The 19,041-nt window shown below is 63.8% G+C and carries 13 protein-coding genes and 1 pseudogene; 6 read left to right on the forward strand and 8 right to left on the reverse strand.

What is annotated here, in order from left to right; genetic code table 11:
- Positions 1-343: pseudogene (locus P3C29_RS31055) on the forward strand (transposase); the annotation flags it as partial.
- A 711-nt stretch (positions 344-1,054) separates the two neighbouring features.
- On the opposite strand, the gene P3C29_RS31060 reads toward P3C29_RS31055, so the two are convergent.
- From P3C29_RS31060 to P3C29_RS31090, 7 genes are read right to left on the reverse strand one after another with little or no spacing between them, the layout of a single operon-like run.
- Complete coding sequence (locus P3C29_RS31060; protein WP_275966290.1) at positions 1,055-2,197, reverse strand: LLM class flavin-dependent oxidoreductase; 1,143 nt, start codon at positions 2,195-2,197, stop codon at positions 1,055-1,057.
- Positions 2,187-3,179, reverse strand: a complete 993-nt coding sequence (locus P3C29_RS31065) for an LLM class flavin-dependent oxidoreductase (protein ID WP_275966291.1) — start codon at positions 3,177-3,179, stop codon at positions 2,187-2,189. Before P3C29_RS31065 ends, P3C29_RS31060 begins: the two co-directional genes overlap by 11 nt.
- A 32-nt stretch (positions 3,180-3,211) precedes the next feature.
- Complete coding sequence (locus tag P3C29_RS31070) at positions 3,212-4,198, reverse strand: LLM class flavin-dependent oxidoreductase (RefSeq protein WP_275966292.1); 987 nt, start codon at positions 4,196-4,198, stop codon at positions 3,212-3,214.
- Positions 4,195-5,184 carry an LLM class flavin-dependent oxidoreductase gene (locus P3C29_RS31075; protein ID WP_275966293.1) on the reverse strand — a complete coding sequence of 330 codons (990 nt, stop codon included), beginning with the start codon at positions 5,182-5,184 and terminating at the stop codon, positions 4,195-4,197. The genes P3C29_RS31070 and P3C29_RS31075 overlap by 4 nt, the downstream gene beginning before the upstream one ends.
- Positions 5,181-6,098 carry a 5'/3'-nucleotidase SurE gene (locus P3C29_RS31080; RefSeq protein WP_275966294.1) on the reverse strand — a complete coding sequence of 306 codons (918 nt, stop codon included), beginning with the start codon at positions 6,096-6,098 and terminating at the stop codon, positions 5,181-5,183. Before P3C29_RS31080 ends, P3C29_RS31075 begins: the two co-directional genes overlap by 4 nt.
- Positions 6,095-7,432, reverse strand: a complete 1,338-nt coding sequence (locus P3C29_RS31085) for an LLM class flavin-dependent oxidoreductase (RefSeq protein ID WP_275966295.1) — start codon at positions 7,430-7,432, stop codon at positions 6,095-6,097. Before P3C29_RS31085 ends, P3C29_RS31080 begins: the two co-directional genes overlap by 4 nt.
- A gap of 58 nt (positions 7,433-7,490) precedes the next feature.
- Complete coding sequence (locus P3C29_RS31090) at positions 7,491-9,929, reverse strand: TonB-dependent receptor (protein ID WP_010175210.1); 2,439 nt, start codon at positions 9,927-9,929, stop codon at positions 7,491-7,493.
- 306 nt (positions 9,930-10,235) lie between these two features.
- Between P3C29_RS31090 and P3C29_RS31095 the strand changes: the two genes are divergently transcribed.
- On the forward strand, positions 10,236-11,228 hold the full coding sequence (locus P3C29_RS31095; RefSeq protein WP_275966296.1) for a P1 family peptidase: 993 nt from the start codon (positions 10,236-10,238) through the stop codon (positions 11,226-11,228).
- Positions 11,229-11,812: 584 nt separating this feature from the next.
- Here P3C29_RS31095 and P3C29_RS31100 read toward each other — a convergent pair.
- Positions 11,813-13,165: a tetratricopeptide repeat protein gene (locus tag P3C29_RS31100; protein ID WP_275966297.1), complete on the reverse strand. Its 1,353-nt coding sequence runs from the start codon at positions 13,163-13,165 to the stop codon at positions 11,813-11,815.
- Between the two features lie 234 nt (positions 13,166-13,399).
- Between P3C29_RS31100 and P3C29_RS31105 the strand changes: the two genes are divergently transcribed.
- From P3C29_RS31105 to P3C29_RS31120, 4 genes are read left to right on the forward strand one after another with little or no spacing between them, the layout of a single operon-like run.
- Entirely contained in the window at positions 13,400-14,983 is a 1,584-nt protein-coding gene (locus tag P3C29_RS31105) for an ABC transporter substrate-binding protein (RefSeq protein ID WP_010175207.1), read from the forward strand.
- Complete coding sequence (locus P3C29_RS31110; protein ID WP_169387776.1) at positions 14,980-15,957, forward strand: ABC transporter permease; 978 nt, start codon at positions 14,980-14,982, stop codon at positions 15,955-15,957. Before P3C29_RS31105 ends, P3C29_RS31110 begins: the two co-directional genes overlap by 4 nt.
- Entirely contained in the window at positions 15,957-16,784 is an 828-nt protein-coding gene (locus P3C29_RS31115; RefSeq protein ID WP_275966298.1) for an ABC transporter permease, read from the forward strand. The genes P3C29_RS31110 and P3C29_RS31115 overlap by 1 nt, the downstream gene beginning before the upstream one ends.
- Positions 16,781-18,361, forward strand: a complete 1,581-nt coding sequence (locus P3C29_RS31120) for an ABC transporter ATP-binding protein (protein WP_275966299.1) — start codon at positions 16,781-16,783, stop codon at positions 18,359-18,361. The genes P3C29_RS31115 and P3C29_RS31120 overlap by 4 nt, the downstream gene beginning before the upstream one ends.
- Positions 18,362-19,041: the final 680 nt, after the last annotated feature.

The raw sequence follows: 19,041 nt of genomic DNA on the forward strand, positions 1-19,041 counted from the left end.
CTCGCACTTTCCTCGCACTTTCGCTGCTGGCAATGGTTCCGGAGCTGGGCAAGGTTAATCGCAAACAAGTGGCTGCATTGGTTGGCGTGGCCCCTTTTAACTGCGATAGCGGCCTCTACAAAGGACGTAGACGGATATGGGGTGGTCGAGCTGAGGTGCGAAGTGTCCTTTACATGGCTGTCTTATCCTCGAAGAGCCATAACCCGGTGATCGAGAGGTTTACAACCATCTGCTTGCTGCAGGGAAGACGAAGAAAGTAGCGCTGGTGGCATGCATGAGAAAGTTGCTGACGATCCTGAATGCGATGGTGCGCGATCAAAAGCATTTCGCTGAAATGGCTTGAATTTCGACACGGTTGCTCACTCCGGCGATGCTCCGCGGGCCGCCGCGATGGGCCATCCTTGGCCCAGCGCGGCTAAACCGGCGTCCTGCCGGTTTACCCGCTCCGCACCACCTGCGTTCGGCCTCGGGCTTATTGGGGCAGTCAGAGCCAGATCAAGATCAAAAGCAAGAGCACAGCGGCCTACAGGCCGGCTTGAGTGGTAGAAGCCAGATCAAAAGCCAAAGCCAAAGCCAAATCTGAAACTGATGCAGCTCTACTTTTCTGTGGGAGCTGGCTTGCCTGCGATGCAGACACCTCGGTTTTTCAGATGCACTGAGGCGATGCCATCGCAGGCAAGCCAGCTCCCACATTTGACCGTGCTCGCTTTAGATTTTGATTTTGCCTTTGCTTCACACCACTCAAGCCGGCCTGTAGGCCGCTGTGTTCTTGATCTGCTTTTGATCTTGATCTTAGGCGCCCCGTTAAACCACGCTGGCCGAACGCAGGTAGTACGGAGCGGGTAAACCGGCAGGACGCCGGTTTAGCCGCGACGGGGCAGGGACGCCCCGTCGCGGCGGCCCGCGGAGTAGTACCGGAGAGAGGGCACACCGAGCATTAGCGAGGTGCCGAGTGGTGGGGCAAGAGCGTTTTGCTTACTTTTGCGCTTTTCAAAAGTGAGCCGCTGTAAGAGCGGAACCCATAGCAGCCGTTACCGAAGAAACGGATATGTACTCACCCCCGGCCCACCTCAACACCCCGCGCCGAAGTACCTATCCTGCGCAACAGGGGCAACACCTCGGCCCCCACGTGTATCGACTCTTCCAAATGCGGAAACCCGGACAAAATAAAGCTGTCCACCCCCAGCTGGTGATACTCCTCGATCCGCTCCGCCACCCGCTCATAACTCCCCACCAGCGCGGTACCAGCCCCCCCACGTACCAGGCCCACCCCGGCCCAGAGGTTGGCCGAAACCTCCAACTCCCGCGCCCCACGCCCACGGCCTTTCATCAACTCGGTCTGGCGACTCTGCCCCACCGATTCGTACTTGGCCATTTGCCGTTGCGCCTGGTCAATGGCGTCCTTGGGAATCTCCTCCAACAGCCGCTCCACATGCGCCCAGGCCGCCTCGTCGGTGCGATCAGCAAAGATGTGCAAGCGCAACCCAAAGCGCAACGTGCGCCCCTGCAACGCCGCCAGTTCCCGCATCCGCACCACCCGCTCGGCAATCATCGCCGGCGGCTCACACCACATCAGGTACGTCTGCCCATGGGCCGCTCCCACCTGCTCGGCCGCCTCGGAGGCCCCGCCAAAATAGATCGCCGGCACCTCGGCCCCCGGTGCCACCGGCGTGTTGATGCCGCTGCGGTAATACCGCCCCGGATGCGCCGGCTGCTTGCCAGCCCACACCGCCTGGAACACCTGCAAGAATTCGGCAGTCCGCGCATAACGCTCATCATGCTCAAGAAAATCCCCCAGCGAACGCTGCTCAAAGCGGCTGGACCCGGTCACCACATGCAGCGCCAGCCGGTTCTCGCTGAGCAATTGCAAGGTCGCCGCACGGTGAGCCGTGTAGGCGGGCAGTTCCATGCCGGGCCGCAAGGTCAGGAGGAATTTCAGCCGCCGCACTTCCTGGGCCAGCACGGCGGTGATCAGCCACGGGTCTTCGAAGCCACTGGCGGTGGGCACCATGATCCCGTCGAACCCGGCCTGTTCGGTGGCCCGTACGATCTGGCGCAGGTAGTCGAGGGTCGGCGCGCGTTCGCCTTGCTGGAACAGCCCGACCTTGGGCAGGCCACTGCTGGTGAGGTGGCGACCGTCGCCGTTGGTGGGCAGGAACCAGTCGAGCTGGATCGGTGGGCGAACCTCAGTGTTCATGGTGCAGGCGCTCCTTGCGCAAACCGTGTTGAAAAAGCAACGGCAGGATCTGTTCCCCGAAACGCAACACTTCGCTGACCGCCGGGCCGCCTTGCAGGATGATGTGGCCCAGGCCCAGGCCGTGCAGTTCCTGCAGGCGCGTGGCGATTTGACGGGGCGTGCCCACCAGGATCAATGGCTGGCCGGGGTGCAGTTGCAGCAGGTTCGGGTGGATCTCCCACTGGCGCAACGGGTGACGGTCCCGGGGCACGGTGGCGATGCTGTGTTTGGGCAGGTCCTGGGTTGGCAGCAGCGCGGCGGCGGTTTCCCATGCCAGGTCTTCGCTGTCGCCGATGATCAGGCCAAAGGTACAGGCAAAGGCCAGGCTCGGTTGAAGCTGGCGCCAGCGCTGTATTTCCTGGGCCAGCCACTGCGGATGCTCGGGCCGTAACAGGCAGACTTGGGCGTGCCCGGCCACCAGCGCGTGGCTTTGGCTGTCGTCCAGCACCAGTGGCGGGGCGGGCAGTTCACGGCGGGCGACGCCGGCGTTTTCCAGTTGGAAGTAGCGGCCTTGATAATCCAGGCCGCCGTCATTCGGGGCCAGCAGTTGCTGGAGGATTTCCAGGTATTCGCCGATGCGCTCGCTGCGCTGGTCGCGGTTCAGCCATTCGCCAAAAGCGCTGCGCAGGCTGCCTTGTTCGCCGTCGGGCAAGTGCAGGCGCACCCGGTGGCTGCTGATGGATTGCAGGCTTTGCAGGGTGGTGGCCAGGGCGGCCGGCAGCATGACTTCCGGCGGCACGCTGACCGACAACTGTACCCGCCGGGTATGGGCGCACAGTGCCGCCGCCACACCGAGGCTGTCGGCGCACAGGGCGCCGCCGGGGATCCACAGGCCGTCGATACCGGCGTACTCCACCGCCTGGGCCAGCTGGATCCATTGCCCCGGCCGCGCCGCCCAGTCGGGGGTGCAGAGGGGCATCAACCAACTGAATTCAAGGGGCATGTACGGGCTCCATTTCGAAGGACTTGATCATCCTACTCTCGTCCTCGCCATCCGAGTGCCGGGGCGATGTCCCGGGCGATGATTTCCAGGCGCTTGAGGATCTGCGCCTGGGTCGAGCTTTCGGCCTGGACCACGGCGATCACGTAGTCAGCATAGGGCAGCAGCGACGGGTCCCGTTGCAGGCTTTCGATCACTTCGTCGGGATGGCCGTGGTGCACGTTCATCAGGCGCAGGTGTTCCTGCAGGTCCACGGCTTGGTCAATCAAGCCTTCCCGTTGCAGGCGCGGGATGTGCCGCTCGATATCCACTGCCAGTTCAGCTTGGGCGCTGGCACGGTCGGGTGCCGGGAAAATTGCGCGCACCACGCCGATACGCGGTGGCCGGTCGGTGCGGGTCCAGGCGTTCAGGTAGGCATCGGCCAAGGGTTTCTGCACCGTCAGCGGGTCGTGGGTGGCGGTGCCCAGCAGCAGGCCGTTGCCTTGGCTCGCGGTGTAGGCTGCGCCTTCGAGACTGCCATGGGAGTGCCATAAGCGGCTGCTCAAGCCGGTCGCTGGCGGTTGCAGGGTCAAGGGGATGTGGGGCGTCAGCGGCTCGCCGTCGAGTAGCTGCTGGACCTGCTGCTGGTGGTCGCTGAAGTCGACCTGGCGTTGCAGGGCGTCACGGCCAAAGGCGCTGAAGTTGTCGAGGTTGGCGCCGCCGCTGCCCAGGCCCAATTGCACTCGGCCGCCGCTCAGTGCGTCGAGCACACTGGCGTCTTCCGCCAGGCGGATGGGGTCTTCGAAGGGCAGCACGATCACCCCGGTGCCCAGCTCGATATGCCGGGTGCGCTCGGCCACCGCTGCCAGCAATACCAGCGGCGACGGCAGCCGGCCAAAGCCGTTGCTCAGGTGGTGCTGGGCAATCCAGCCACCGTCAAAACCCAGGGCTTCGGCGACTTCGAATTGTTCGATCAGGTCGCGATAGACCTGCTGTGGATCATCGCCAAAGGCGTGGCTGAGAAAGCCCAGTTTGAAGCTCATGACAGGGTTCCTTGAGGCAGGATGGGTTGCCAGCCCAGGGCCGGGGCGATCTGTTCGCGGATGATTTCCAACGCACGAATCGCATCACGCAGCGGGGTGCTGGCGGTTTGCACTTGCAGCACCAGATGGTCGTTGGCGGTCAGGGTCGGGCCTTGCTGCAACTGCTCGATAATCTGTTCGACGGGGCCGTGCAGGATCCCGAGGCGCTTGAGGGTGGCGTCGAAGTCATCGTCGACCGGCGCCTTGTACACGCCGATGCTTTGCTGGCGCTGTACGTAGGCCTGGATGTCCTGGCGTGTGGCGGCGTCCGGGTTCGGGATCAGCGCCTGGACCCGGGCGACGCGGGGCGCAGTGCCGTTGTCGCCGGTCCAGGCGTTGCGATAGCGGTTGACCAGCTCCACCGAGGCTTCGGGCGGCAGGTGCGGGTTGGGCGCCATGATCAGGCCGTGGCCACGCTCGGCCACCAGTTCCACCCGTGACGTGGCTTCCCAGAGGCGGTGCCCGAGGCCGGCAGTCCGTGGCAGCAAGCGCGAGCCGCTGTCGGTCAGTGGCGCGTTGCCCAGAGCGTGGAGCAACTGTTGCAGGTGCTGCTCATAGTCGCGATGGCGCGCTTGCGGCTCGCGGCCGAACGCCGTAAAGGTCTCGGGATCGAAGCCCGCGCCCAGGCCCAGTTCCAGCCGGCCATTGCTCAACAAGTCCAGCACCGAGGCGTCTTCCGCCAGGCGCAGCGGCGATTCCTGGGGCAGCACGATAATCCCGGTGCCCAGGCTGATCCGTCGGGTGCGTTGGGCGATGGCGGCAAGCAGAACCAGGGGCGAGGGCAGGCGACCGTTCTCGCTGGCGAAGTGGTGCTGCGCCACCCAGCCACTGTCGAAGCCCAGTTCTTCAGCGACCTTGAACAATTCCAGCGTGTCGCGGTAGACCTTGGGATCGAAGCCCGGGCTGTAGACCCGGCTGAGAAACCCCAGGGAAAAACGGGAACTCATGGCTGCACCTCGCGGGCCAGTTGTTTTTGCAGCGCGGGCCCGGCATTGATCGACTCCGGCAGGCCGCTGAAGGGGCTGATGGTCAGGTAACCCTTGTTCAGCCATACCGCTTCATCCTGCTTCTGTTGCTCGGCGGTGGCGGCGGGGCTGTACTGGAAGCCAATGCCGGGTTTGCCCGGCAGCTTGAATTGCTTGAGGTCGTCGGTGTACACCGCTTCAAAGCCCACGTAGCTGCCGATGCGGGTGAGTTTCACGCCCTTGATCTGCGGGTCTTTTGGCAGGTTGATGTTCAGGCCCAGGCCCTTGGGCAAGAGCGCGCCGTCGGGTTGGCGATGCTGGTCCAGGGCGTTGACCAGCTTCGCCACCAGCAGCGCCGCGCGCTGTGGGTCGGCCTCTTTCAAATCGGTGCTGACCGCCAGCGCCGGAATGCCCGCCTGCACCGCGACACTCGCGACGTTGAACGTGCCGGAGGCGCTGTTGATCGCCCCCAGGTTATTCCCGGGGTTGGGGCCGACGATCACCAGGTCGGGATGGGGCATGACTTTTTTCAGGCCCATCAGCAAGGCCATCACCGGCGTGCCGCTGATCTCGATCTGCACGTTTTTACCGGCGCACTCGGGGCTTTGGCACACGCCGCTTTCGGTGGTGCTGATGTAGTAACTGTCGGGGTAGGCCGGGTCGTCGTCATGGCCAACACTGACTTCGCGGCCAAAGAAAAACGCGCCGCCCCGGGCGCTCTGGTCGGCTTGCGGCGCGGCAATCCGCACCGTATGCCCCTGGGCCTTGAGCTCGGTGTACAGGGCGCGAATGTTGGGGTGCTGATAGCCGTCGTCGTTGCTCAGCAAGATGTTCAGGGCGAAGGCCTTCGAGGCGACCAGGCTGCCGAGCGCCAGCATCCATGCGCTGTGCTTCATGGTTTGACTCCTTGGGTAAAGCGGTTGGCCGGGCGCGGCAGGCCGAGGTTTTCCCGCAGGGTGGTGCCTTCGTATTCGGTGCGGAACAGCCCGCGTTGTTGCAGCAGTGGAATCACTTGCTCGACGAACAGGTCGATGCCGCCCGGGAAGTACGGGAAGAACACGTTAAAGCCGTCACAGGCACGGGCTTCGAACCATTGCTCGAAGAAGTCGGCGATGTCTTCGGCGGTGCCGATCACCGGGTTGCCGGCGGTCAGGTGCAGGTACAGCTGGCGGATGCTCAGGTTCTGGCTGCGGGCCAGTTCCAGCAATTTGTCCCGACGGCTGCCGCGCTGGCCTACCGGGGTTTCCGGCAGCGGGCCGTCGAGGTCGTAGCCCGACAGGTCGATGTCATCGCCCAGGGTATCGGCCAGGAAACGCAGGCCCAGCACCGGGTCGACCAGGGCCTGGAATTCTTCGAACAGCGCCTGGGCCTGTTCGCGGGTTTCGCCGATAAACGGGGTGATACCGGGCAGGATCTTGACGTGGTCGGGGTCACGGCCAAAGGCGGCGGCGCGTTGCTTGATGTCTTGATAGAACGCCTGGGCGCCGGCCAGGTCATGGTTGACCGCAAAAATCAGCTCGGCGACGCGGGCGGCGAGGGCCTTGCCCGGCTCCGACGCACCCGCTTGTACCAGCACCGGGTGGCCCTGTGGCGGACGGGCGACATTGAGCGGGCCGCGCACGGAAAAGTGTTCGCCGCGATGGTTCAGGGTGTGCAGCTTGGCCGGGTCGAAGTACTCGCCGCTGGCCTTGTCGCGGGTGAAGGCGTCGTCGTCCCAGCTGTCCCACAGGCCCTTGACCACATCGTGGAATTCCTCGGCGCGCTGGTAGCGGTCGCCGTGGTCGATATGGGTTTCGCGGCCGAAGTTCCAGGCTTCATCCGAGACCACTGAGGTCACCAGGTTCCAGGCGGCGCGGCCCTTGGACAGGTGGTCGAGGGAGGCGAATTTGCGGGCGATATGGTACGGCTCGTTGTAGCTGGTGGTGGCGGTGGCGATCAGGCCGATGTGGGTGGTGACGGCGGCGAGAGCGGCCATCAGTGTGAGGGGTTCGAAGTGTTCGGCCCGCGCCGTTCGGCTGAGTGCATCGTGATGATGGCCCCACAGTGCGACCACGTCTGCGACGAACAAGGCGTCGAATTTGCCGCGTTCGGCGGTTTGCGCGATGTGCTTGAACAGCTCGAAATCCAGGCTGGCATCCGCTTGTGCCAGCGGGTGGCGCCAGGCCGATACGTGGTGGCCGCTGTTGGCCAGGAAGGCCCCCAGCTTGAGTTGATCGGTACGTCGGGTCATGGACAGGCTCCCGGAAAAGGTCAGGCGCGGGACCGGCGAACCGGCCCCGCGGGCTGGGTCAGAAGGCGTACGTCACGCCGGTGTACCAGTAGCCACCGGTGGTGCCGTAAGGCGAAAAGGTGCCGTACGGGAAGCCGCCGGAGCTGCTCACCAGGTCGGTGCGTTTCGGGTACTTGTTGAACAGGTTGTTGGCGCCGGCATTCAGGGTCACCGCCTTGGTCAGGTGGTAGTCGATGTTCAGGTCGGTGATCCAGGTCGGTGCGAAGTTGCGGTCGTAAATCTCGGCGGTGCCGTACTCGGTGTACGAGCCGTAGCGGGTCAGGTTGAGGCTGGTTTCAACTTTGTCGTAGGTCCAGGTGGTGCCCAGCAGCAGTTTGGATTGCGGCAGGCCGTACTTGAGGTTGCCTTGGCGCTGACGGTCATAGCCACCGTCCGGGCCGAGGGCCTGGGCGGCCACGGCGGAGGCGTGGATCGAGTCGATCTGGGTGGTGTTCCAGTTGAACCCGGCGCTGTATTTCAGGCTGCCATAGGCACCGATGTCCTGGCGGTAGTCGCCCACCAGGTCGACGCCACGGGTGGTGGTGTCGAGGGCGTTGGTGAAGTAGGTGACTGCCTGGTTCGGGTTGAGGCCGGCGGCCGCGAGGATCGCGCTGATCTGCGGGGTGCCGCCGAGGTAGCCGGTCTGGGCGATGCGGTCCTTGATCACGATCTGGTAGGCATCCAGGGTGATGTTGGTGTTATCGGTGGGTTGCAGGGTCAGCCCGACACTGTAGTTGGTCGACTTTTCCGGCTTGAGGGTGGTCGCACCCAACGCCTTGGCCACGTCGGAATTCACCGCCACGTTGCGGTAGTCGAACAGTTGGCCGTTGACGCTGGTTTGCGAGGTGGAGCTGTAGATCTGCTGGGCCAGGGACGGCGCACGGAACCCGGTACTGAAGGTACCGCGCACGGCCAGGATCGGCGTCAGCTGGTAGCGGGTGGAGATCTTGCCGTTGGTGGTGGTGCCCGAGCCATCGTTGTAGTGCTCGTAGCGTCCGGCCAGGTCCACGTGCCATTTGTCCGTGAAGTCCTGGCCGACTTCGCCGTAGCCCGCGAGGCTGATGCGGCTTTTTTCGGCCGCGTCGGCCGGGGTGGTGCCCGCACCGGAAATGGTCCCGGGTGGAATAATCGCGCCGTTGGCGCCGGTGTCGAACGGCCCGCTGGCGTAGGAGGCGAGGTCACCCTTGCCGATCTTGTAGTCTTCGTAGCGCTGTTCCAGGCCCCAGGAAATCTGCGTCGGCTTGTACAGGCCGAGGTCGAAGGCGCGGGTCAGGTCGAGGTTGTTGGTCCACTGGCTGAAGGTTTTCACGCCGGTGTCTACCGAGGTCGGCGAGGTCGGGCCGTAGCTCAGGTTATAGGTGTCGGTGAGAGTGGCCCGGGCATGGTCCTGGCCATAGGTGCTCGACAGGTCGTAGTCCCAGCCAGCCGCCTGGCCCTTGCCGCCGAACGCCACCTGGAAGTCGTCTTCGATGAAGCGCAGGTTGTCTTCGATACCTTCCGGGTACGGCGTCTGGATGCCGTTGAAACTGCCCGGCTGGTGGAAGGCCAGGGGCTTTTCCGAGTTGCGGTGGGTGTAGGTCGAGAACGAGTACAGGGTCAGCGCGTCAGCGACCGGCAGTTCGGCGTTGTAGCCCAGGCTGAAGTTCTTCGCCTCGGGCAGGCCGGTGCCGTAGTAGGTGTGGCGTTGGCTGGTGTTGCCGGCACTGTCGGTGTAGGGCGCTGCGTCGGAACGGTCCGAAACGTTCTGTTTTTTCACGTCCAGGGCGAGGTTGATGAAACCGTCGTTGGGCAGGGCCAGGCCGACGTTGCCGGTCTGGCGCACGGTTTCGCCGTCGCCGTTTTCATAGTTCTGGCCGTAGGTGGTGGACAAGCTGCCGCCATGGTCGGTCTGCTTGAGCACGATGTTGATCACGCCGCCGATGGCGTCCGAGCCATATTGCGCCGAGGCCCCGTCACGCAGGACTTCGATGTGATCCACCAGGGCGGTGGGGATCATGTCCAGGTCCACCGGTTGTGAGCCGGAGTTGAGGGAGGTGGCGTTGTTCAACAGCGCGCTGTTGTGGCGGCGCTTGCCGTTGACCAACACCAGCACCTGGTCACCGTTCAGGCCGCGCAGGCTGATGGGGCGCACGATCGAGGTCGAACCGAAGCCCGACGAGGCCGGCTGGTTGAGCGACGGCAGCACCTTGCTCAGGGCGCGGGTCAGGTCGCCCTGGCCGGTGGCGAGCAACTGCTTGGAGGAAATCACATCCACCGGCGCCGGGCTCTCGGCCAGGGTGCGCGCCTGGCCACGGTTGCCGATCACCACGACGGTGTCCAGCGGGTTATCGCTGGCCGGGGCATCGGCGGCGAGGGTCAGGCTGCTGTAGCTGGCGGCCTCGCACACGGCGAGGAACAACAGGGTATGGGCGAAGGCCTTGCCGGGTTGGCGGCGGCCTGCGACGCGTGATGGATTCATGATGTGCAACACTCCAGTGTGGTTAGGCGACGAGCCTTGTTCGAGGGCGGCTTGTTGAGTTCAAGCTCTGGTGGAGGCAGGAGAGCAAAGGCTGTGCCATCGCTGAAAAGTCTTGGATTACAAGGGGTTGTTGGCGGGATGGGGCGGCGGGTGGTGTTTTTCTAACAGGCGGGAGGGCAGGGTGTTGGTTTTTGTGCAGGGGATTTTTCTGCGAAGCTGCCCGCGTACGCTGGGGCGGGGAAACGCCTCCTTGGCACACCCCTTGCTCTCCCCACGCCATACCTAAACCCAAGGAAGCTTTTCTGTATGCCTAGACCCGGCCCGCGCAACGCCCTCACTGATATTCCCGGCCTGGAGGTTGGCCACGCCACAGACCTGCACGCCGACACCGGCGTCACGGTGATCCGCCCGGATGGTTTCTGGACTGCCAGTATCGACATTCGCGGTGGCGGCCCTGGCGGTCGCGAAACGGCGGCGCTGGAGCCCGAGAACATGGTCGGCCAGCTTCACGCCCTGGTGTTTGCCGGTGGCTCGGTGTTTGGCCTGGGGGCCGCCGACGCGGTGGCGGCGAAACTGTCCCAGGACCAGGTGGGGTTGCATTTGAAGCCGGGTGCACCGGCGATTCCTATCGTGCCGGCGGCGGTGTTGCATGACCTGGCCAACGGTGGCAACAAGGATTGGGGCCTGGAGCCGCCGTATCGGCGGTTGGGGTTTGAAGCGTTGGCCAATGCCGGGCCGGACTTTGAACTGGGCTCGGTCGGGGCCGGGCGTGGGGCCATGGCCGGGGTGTTGAAAGGTGGGCTGGGTACGGCGTCCCTGGAGTTGGGGGATGGCCTGGTGGTTGCCGCCTTGGTGGTGGCAAACCCGATTGGATCGGTGTACATGCCCGATGGCGAGACGTTCTGGGCCTGGCCGTGGGAGGTGGCGGGGGAGTTTGGCGGGGCGCGGCCGGTGACACCGATGGACTGCAGTGACCCGATGCCGGAGTTGTCGCGGCTGGATTCCATGGGGCGTTTGCAAGCGGGGGCCAACACGACGTTGGTGGTGGTGGCGAGTACGGCGCGGTTGACGGTGGCGGAGTGCAAGCGGGTGGCGATCATGGCTCAGGACGGGATTGCCCGGGCGGTGCGGCCGGCGCATTTGCCGTTTGATGGGGATACGGTGTTTGCGTTGGCCTCCGGGGCGGTGGAGTTGACGGATGGGCCGCGGCGGCAGGTGGAGATTGGGCGGATTGGGTCGGCGGCGGCTGACTGCGTGGCTCGGTCGATTGCCCGGGGGGTGTTTGCTGCGCGGGCTTAGGTTGGGGTGTATATCCGTTGTTTTTGTTATGGCCGCTTAGGGTTTCGCTCTTACAGCGAGTCACTTTGCAAAAGCGGCAAAGTAACCAAAACGCTCTGCCCCGCCTGTCGGCACCTCGCTAAGGCTCGGTGTTCCCTCACTCCGGCGCTGCTCCGCGGGCCGCCGCGATGGGCCATCCTTGGCCCAGCGCGGCTAAACCGGCGTCCTGCCGGTTTACCCGCTCCGCACCACCTGCGTTCGGCCTCGGGCTTATTGGGGCAGTCAGAGCCAGATCAAGATCAAAAGCAAGAGCACAGCGGCCTGTAGGCCGCTGTGCTGTTGATCTGCTTTTGATCTTGATCTTAGGCGCCCCGTTAAACCACGCTGGCCGAACGCAGGTGGTGCGGAGCGGGTAAACCGGCAGGACGCCGGTTTAGCCGCGACGGGGCAGGGACGCCCCGTCGCGGCGGCCCGCGGAGTAGTACCGGAGTGAGGGCACACCGAGCATTAGCGAGGTGCCGAGTGGTGGGGCAAGAGCGTTTTGCTTACTTTTGCGCTGTTCAAAAGTGAGCCGCTGTAAGAGCGGAACCATAAGCAGCCGTTACCTAAATAACGGATATCCCCCCAATCCGCGCCCGCGCCCGCAGCGCCTGCTCAGGCAACCCCAAAGCCTCATATACCCCCACCAAAGCCCGATTCGTCGGCACATCCAGCCCGTCATACCGCCGGCGCAATTCCAGCGTCTGCTGCGCCCCGAGCCAATCCCCAACCCGCAACCGCGCATCCAGCTCCACCTGCGCAAACAAATCCCGCTGGGCATGACTCCCGCCAATCTCGTTCAAGCGCGGCAGCGCAATCCCCAACTGCTCCAGCGCCCGCTGAGCATCCCCCCGCGCATGGGCCAACAACCCCTCAGCCAGCGGCAACGTCACTTCCCCCCACACCGGCCGCCCATCAAGGCTGTGCCGCCGCAACGCTGCCAACAACTGATCCGCCTCTGGCTTGCCGGCCCGGGCCAGCCCATACAGATATTGCACACTCAAAAACGGCTGCACCGCATCCCCGACCCGGCGCTGCAGGTAAGGCGCCAACGCCTGCCAGCGCTCACCTACATCAATCCCGGCCAACTCCAGCCGCGCCAGCAACGACACCGCGCCCACCTGGTCCTGGGAGTACTCCGGCAAGATCCCCCACACATGCTGGTCATAAATCTCCAGCACCCGCTGATCCTTGCCACGCGCCAGATAAAACAACGCCAGGTGCCACCAATTGTGGGTGTACATAAACGAGTTCAACCCGTCCCAGTGGTGTTTCACCTCCTCCAGAAACCCGATGCCTTCCTCGATGCGCCCCTGGGTCAGCATCACATGGGCCAGCGCGTGATGAGCCCACGGCTCGGACGCCTGCAAACGCAAGGCCTCCCGTGCGCTGGCTTCGGCTTCTTCCAGCAAATGACACTGCTCATAAGCAAACGCCAGCAACCCGTGACTGTGGGCGATGTCCGGCGCACCCGCCGTGGCCTTCAACCCGATCCGCAGCAGCGCCGGCCAATTGCCCCGGTTGAATTCCAGGTACTGGTTGAGCTTGGCGGCAAACAGGTCCCGGGGGTAACGGTCCAGCAGGTGTTCACTGAGGCGTAGCACCTCGTCCAACTCATCGTTGATCCAGGCCTGCAACAGCTTCAGATACAGCTGCGCCCGGGGATGCCGAGCATTCACCGCCGCCGCCCGCTGGCGGTATTTCTCGGCCAGCGCAGGGCCTTCGGGCGACTCGATAAACATCAGCAGCAATCCGGCAAACCCGTTGGCCAGGGCTGAATCAGGGTCGGCATCGGCCGCTGCCAGAATGCCCTCGGCGCGGGGCTGATAGCCGAGGAAGCCGCCGATGAAATCATCCAGGCCCTGGCGGGTGGCGGGGTTGAGGGTGTCGATGGGGTTGCCCAGGTAATCCAGTGACATGCGCTTCAAACTCAGTGGTTCAGATGCCGTAACAAGGGCAAACCTTGTGCCAGCCGGCATAGCCTCGTGTTTGCTGCAAATGGGCCACAAGCCGCTGTTGCTTTTTCCACACTCGCCCCTGCCACTGTGGTTTTTTCATCACTGCCATGGCCCATGACGCCCGCAAACGCGGCCCGTCGTGCCATGGCACAGCCCTTGCTAAATCCCTGACAAAACCTTAGTCAAGGAGTCTCCATGCGCCCTTTATCTTTTCGCCGCGTCCTCTCATACCTGGGACTTGGCGCCGTGCTGCTGGCCGGCACCGCTCAGGCGCAACCCCATGACGGCGGCGTGCTGAACCTGGTGGCCCAACCCGAACCGCCGTCGCTGATGCACGGTGTGGTCAGCCACGTGTCCACCCAGTACGTCAGCGGCAAGATCCTCCAGGGCCTGCTGACTTTTGACACTGACCTTAAGCCCAAGCCGGTATTGGCCAAGGCCTGGACTGTTTCCCCCGATGGCCTGACCTACACCTTCGATTTGCAGGACAACGTGCGCTGGCATGACGGCCATGCCTTCACCGCCGATGACGTGGTGTTCAGCTTCCAGACCTTCTACCCCGAAGTGGACAAGCGCCTGGGCGGCGTCTTCACCGAGTACGTCGACAGCATCACCGCCAAGGGCCCGCTGCAAGTGGTCTTCCAGCTCAAGAAACCCTTTGCGCCGCTGCTCTCGGCCCTGGGCAGCGGGCTGCGGCCTGTGGTGCCCAAGCACCTCTACGAGAACACCGACTTTCGCAACAACCCCTACAACCTCAAGCCCGTCGGCACTGGCCCGTTCGTGTTTGTGGAATGGAAGCGCGGCGCCTATATCAAGCTGGCCAAGAACCCCGACTACTGGAAAAAGGGCCTGCCCCACCTGGACGGCATCATCTTCCACGTGATCCCGGACGGCTCGTCCCGCGCGGCCGCCTTCGAGCGCAACGACGTGCAAGTGCTGCGCAGCGGTGATGCCGATTATTCCGACCTCAAGCGCCTGACCGCCTTGCCGGACGTGCAGTCCTCGGAAAAAGGCTGGGAGCTGTACTCCGGCCTGGCCTTCCTGCAGATCAACACGCGCAAGCCGCCGCTGAACAACCCCAAGGTGCGCCAGGCGATTCTGTACGCACTGAACCGCCAGTTCATCGTCGACAACATCTTCTTCGGCTCGGGCAAGGTTGCCCCCGGCCAGTTCGTGTCCACTTCGCCGTACCACGACCCGCAATTGCCGCAGTACACCTATGACGTGAAAAAGGCCAAGGCGCTGATTGCCGAGTCCGGTGTGGACGTGGGCGCGGTGCGGATTCGCCTGCTCAACGGCGAGAAGGGCGGCGCCTGGGAGCGCCTGGCCGAGTACACCAAGCAAGCCCTGCAACCCCTGGGCTTCAAGGTGCAGGTGGTGACGTCCGACGCGGCCACCTGGTTCCAGCGCGTCAGCGACTGGGATTTTGACCTGACCTACAACTTCATCTTCCAGATCGGCGACCCGTACCTGACCAACGCCTACCTGTACCGCTCCGACTACATCCTCAAGACTTCGCCGTTTGCCAACGTCAGCGGCTACAACAGCCCCGAGGCCGATGCGCTGTGGACCAAGGTGGCCAACACCCCGGAAGGCCCGGAGCGCACCCAGCTCTATAGCCAGCTGGAGAACGTGCTGAACACCGACCTGCCGATCGCGCCGATCTTCGAAATGCGCTACCCGACCCTGTTCCACAAAGAGGTGAAGAACCTGCTGCAGACCGCCACCAGCCTTAACGAAGACTACGAAAGCGTCTACCTCGACGCGCCTGCGCCATGAACGGGCTGCTGTATGTCAGCGGCCGCCTGCTCAAGGCACTGTTGATGATTGTGGCGGTGCTGGTGCTGGGCTTTCTGCTGATCCGCCTGGCGCCGGGTGACCCGGCGCTGCTGTTGGCCGGCGAGGCGGGAGTGGACGATGTGCAGTTCATCGAACACCTGCGCCAGACCATGGGCCTGGACAAGCCGTTGCTCCAGCAGTTGCTGATCTACCTGGGCAACATCGCCCATCTGGACCTGGGCTATTCCTATCGCAACCAGACCTCGGTGTGGTCGCTGATTGCCGAGCGTTTGCCGGCGACCTTGGCCCTGATGGGGTCGGCATTCTTGCTGTCGTCGGTGCTCGGCGTCACCCTCGGCACCTTGGCCGCGCGGGCCCGGCAGAAGCGTCATTGGCTGGACGGTGTGATCTCCCACGGCGCGTTGCTGTTGTATGCGATGCCGCCATTTTGGCTGGCGATGCTGTTGATCCTGCTGTTTTCCGTCAGCCTGGATTGGCTACCGGCGTTCGGCATGGAAACGGTGGCGCAGGATTTCTCCCTGGTGGACCGGCTCAAGCACCTGCTGCTGCCGTGCGTGTCGTTGAGCGTGCTGTTTCTCGCCTTGTACATCCACCTGACCCGCGCCGCCGTGCTCGACGCGCTCGGCCAGGAATACGTGCGCACCGCCCATGCCAAGGGCCTGCATCCACGGCGGATTCTCTACGTGCACGTATTGCGCAATGCGCTGTTGCCGGTGGTGACTTTTGCCGGTTTGCAATTGGGCCAACTGGCCAGCGGCGCGTTGCTGGTGGAGGTGGTGTATTCCTGGCCGGGGATTGGCCGCTTGATGTATGACTCATTGGCCCAGCGTGACTACGGCGTATTGATGGGCGGTTTTCTGGTGATCTCGATCCTGGTGGTGGGTTTTAACGTGTTGACCGATGTGATCTGTCGTTTTCTCGACCCGCGTATCGGTGCAGGAGTGCAAGGCTGATGCTGGTTCTTCGACGTTTTGTACGCCAGCCGTCAGCGCTGATTGGCGCGCTGTTTTTGCTGTTGTTGACGGTGTTGGCGATCGCTGCACCCTGGCTTACCAGCAGCTCGCCGTGGGAGATGAACAGCCAGCCGATGCTCACGCCATTCCACGACGCTGCCCATTGGCTGGGCAGTGACCTGCTCGGTCGCGACCTCGCCAGTGGCCTGCTGTACGGCGCGCGAGTGTCCCTGGCGGTGGGTGCCCTGGCCAGCCTGGCTACCCTGGTGGTCGGCCTGCTGGTGGGCGCCGTTGCCGGTTATTTTGGTGGTTGGGTCGACGGCGTGCTGATGCGCGTTGCCGAGTTCTTCCAGATCATTCCGCAACTGGTACTGGCGGTGATCCTGGTGGCGATTCTTGAGCCGTCCTTGTTCTCCATTGTGCTGGCAATCGCCCTGGTGGCCTGGCCCGCAGTGGCGCGTTTGGTCCGCAGTGAGTTCCTGACCCTGCGCCAGCGCGAATTCGTGCAGGCCGCGCGGGTGCTGGGCCAGTCACCGCTGGGGATCGTCGCCCAGCAGATTTTGCCCAACGCCCTGGCACCGTTGTTGGTGACCATGACGTTTGTCATGGCCACGGCGATCCTCACCGAAGCGGCCCTGGCGTTTCTCGGCTTGAGCGACCCGGAAGCCATGAGCTGGGGTTACATGATCAATGCCTCCCGTGGCTTGCTGCGGGATGCCTGGTGGATGAGTTTCCTGCCGGGGCTGGCGATTGTGCTGTGTGTGCTGGCGGTCAATCGGGTGGGTGAAGGCTTGCGTGTGGCCTTTGAGCCAGGGAGGTCGCTATGACGTTATTGAGTGTTGAGCATCTGCGTATCGCCTTGCCGGCCGGTGCAGACCGCAGCCATGCGCTGTACGACCTGTCGCTGCAATTGGACCGTGGTGAATGCCTGTGTGTGGTGGGTGAATCCGGCTCGGGCAAGTCGATGCTGGCCAAGGCGTTGTTGCGCCAGTTGCCGGACCCGCTGACGGTGGAAAGCGGACGCCTGGTGTTCCGGGATCAAGACCTGGCTGAACGCAGTGAAGAGGCCATGCGTCAACTGCGCGGTCGGGATATCAGCATGGTGTTCCAGGAGCCCATGAGCGCCCTCAACCCACTGTTGCGGGTGGGCGAACAGATCGATGAAACCCTGCGCGCCCATGGCGTGGCAGCGGCACGCGTGCGGCGTCAGCGGGTGGTGGATTTGCTCGGTTATGTCGGCTTGCCCGACCCTGAGCGGCTGCGCCTGGCGTATCCGTTTGAACTGTCCGGCGGGCAGCGTCAGCGGGTGGTGATCGCCATGGCGCTGGCGTTTGATCCGGCATTGTTGATTGCCGATGAGCCCACCTCGGCGCTGGACGTGACCACTCAGGCGCAAATCCTCGACCTGCTGCGCAAGATCCAGCAGGACAAGGGCATGGCGCTGTTGTTTATCACCCACGACTTTGCCGTGGTCGAAGCGATTGCCGACCGGGTGCTGGTACTGGAAAAAGGCCGGGTGGTGGAGCAGGGCACGGCGCCGGCGGTATTGCGTGTGCCCCGGGAAAACTACACCCGGCAATTGTTGGCGGCGGTGTCGGCGCAACCGCTGGTGCCGCGTGTGCCGGTCGCCGGTCCGGTGGTGCTGAAGGCCGAGGCATTGGGCAAGGTCTTCAGCAGTCGCAGTGGCTGGTGGGGGCGGCGTACCACCCAGGCGCTGGACGCGGTTCAGCTGCAATTGCGTGAAGGCGAGACGTTGGGGATTGTGGGGGAGTCGGGCTCGGGCAAGTCGACCCTGGGCCGGTGCCTGGTGCGTTTGTTGCGCGCCGACAGCGGGCGGATCGAGTGGTTGGGGCGCGAGGTGGCGGGGCTGTCTGAAGGGCGGCTGCGGCCATTGCGCCGTGAGGTGCAGATGATTTTCCAGGACCCGTTTGCGTCGCTCAATCCGCGGCAGACGGTGGGGCAGATCGTTATGACCGGGCCTTTGGTGCAAGGGGTTTCCCGGGTTGATGCTGAACGGCGGGCGCGTGAGTTACTGGAATTAGTGGGGTTGCCGGCAGCGGCGTTTGAGCGGTTTCCCCATGAGTTTTCGGGGGGGCAGCGCCAGCGGATCGGGATTGCCCGGGCGTTGGCGGTGGAGCCCAAGGTGTTGATTGCTGACGAGTGTGTGTCGGCGCTGGATGCGCTGGTTCAGGTGCAGATTCTGGAGTTGCTGGAGTCGCTGCAGCGGCGGTTGAAGTTGAGCATTGTGTTTATTACCCATGATTTGCGGGTGGCTGCGCGGTTGTGTGACCGGATTGCGGTGATGCACCGGGGGAGGGTGGTGGAGCAGGGGGAGACGGGGGCGCTGTTTGCGGATGCGCGGCATCCGTATACGCGGGAGTTGTTGATGGCTGAGGCGATCTGATCCGTGGACGCTTTTGGGGTACATATCCGTTATTTAGGTAACGGCTACTTAGGGTTTCGCTCTTACAGCGACTCACTTTGGAAAAGCCCCAAAGTAAGCAAAGGGCTCTGCCCCGCCTGTCGGCACCTCGCTAAGGCTCGGTGTTCCCTCACTCCGGCATTGCTCCGCGGGCCGCCGCGACGCGGCGTCCCTGCCCCGTCGCGGCTAAACCGGCGTCCTGCCGGTTTACCCGCTCCTCAATCCCTGCGTTCGGCCTCGGGCTTATTGGGGCAGTCAGGGCCAGATCAAGATCAAAAGCAAGAGCACAGCGGCCTACAGGCCGGCTTGAGTGGTAGAAGCCAGAGCAAAAGCCAGAGCGAAAGCAGAGCTGCTTTTCTGTAGGAGCCGGCTTGCCGGCGATGGCATCACCTCGGTGTGTCTGATGTACCGAGTTGTCTGCATCGCCGGCAAGCCAGCTCCTACAGGGGAGCGGGCCTGCTTTAGATTTTGATTTTGATTTTGCCTTTGCTTCACACCACTCAAGCCGGCCTGTAGGCCGCTGTGCTGTTGATCTGCTTTTGATCTTGATCTTAGGCGCCCCGTTAAACCACGCTGGCCGAACGCAGGTAGTACGGAGCGGGTAAACCGGCAGGACGCCGGTTTAGCCGCGACGGGGCAGGGACGCCCCGTCGCGGCGGCCC

It is taken from the genome of Pseudomonas sp. 1912-s (assembly GCF_029269205.1).
In the GTDB taxonomy this organism is placed as follows: domain Bacteria; phylum Pseudomonadota; class Gammaproteobacteria; order Pseudomonadales; family Pseudomonadaceae; genus Aquipseudomonas.

Excerpts from the sequence above, each read along its gene's own strand:
- P3C29_RS31115 (WP_275966298.1), top strand. The coding sequence starts at position 15,957 with ATGCTGGTTCTTCGACGTTTTGTACGCCAGCCGTCAGCGCTGATTGGC.
- P3C29_RS31085 (WP_275966295.1), bottom strand. The coding sequence starts at position 7,432 with ATGACCCGACGTACCGATCAACTCAAGCTGGGGGCCTTCCTGGCCAAC.
- P3C29_RS31070 (WP_275966292.1), bottom strand. The coding sequence starts at position 4,198 with ATGAGCTTCAAACTGGGCTTTCTCAGCCACGCCTTTGGCGATGATCCA.
- P3C29_RS31110 (WP_169387776.1), top strand. The coding sequence starts at position 14,980 with ATGAACGGGCTGCTGTATGTCAGCGGCCGCCTGCTCAAGGCACTGTTG.
- P3C29_RS31080 (WP_275966294.1), bottom strand. The coding sequence starts at position 6,098 with ATGAAGCACAGCGCATGGATGCTGGCGCTCGGCAGCCTGGTCGCCTCG.
- P3C29_RS31100 (WP_275966297.1), bottom strand. The coding sequence starts at position 13,165 with ATGTCACTGGATTACCTGGGCAACCCCATCGACACCCTCAACCCCGCC.
- P3C29_RS31095 (WP_275966296.1), top strand. The coding sequence starts at position 10,236 with ATGCCTAGACCCGGCCCGCGCAACGCCCTCACTGATATTCCCGGCCTG.
- P3C29_RS31105 (WP_010175207.1), top strand. The coding sequence starts at position 13,400 with ATGCGCCCTTTATCTTTTCGCCGCGTCCTCTCATACCTGGGACTTGGC.
- P3C29_RS31065 (WP_275966291.1), bottom strand. The coding sequence starts at position 3,179 with ATGCCCCTTGAATTCAGTTGGTTGATGCCCCTCTGCACCCCCGACTGG.
- P3C29_RS31075 (WP_275966293.1), bottom strand. The coding sequence starts at position 5,184 with ATGAGTTCCCGTTTTTCCCTGGGGTTTCTCAGCCGGGTCTACAGCCCG.
- P3C29_RS31120 (WP_275966299.1), top strand. The coding sequence starts at position 16,781 with ATGACGTTATTGAGTGTTGAGCATCTGCGTATCGCCTTGCCGGCCGGT.
- P3C29_RS31090 (WP_010175210.1), bottom strand. The coding sequence starts at position 9,929 with ATGAATCCATCACGCGTCGCAGGCCGCCGCCAACCCGGCAAGGCCTTC.
- P3C29_RS31060 (WP_275966290.1), bottom strand. The coding sequence starts at position 2,197 with ATGAACACTGAGGTTCGCCCACCGATCCAGCTCGACTGGTTCCTGCCC.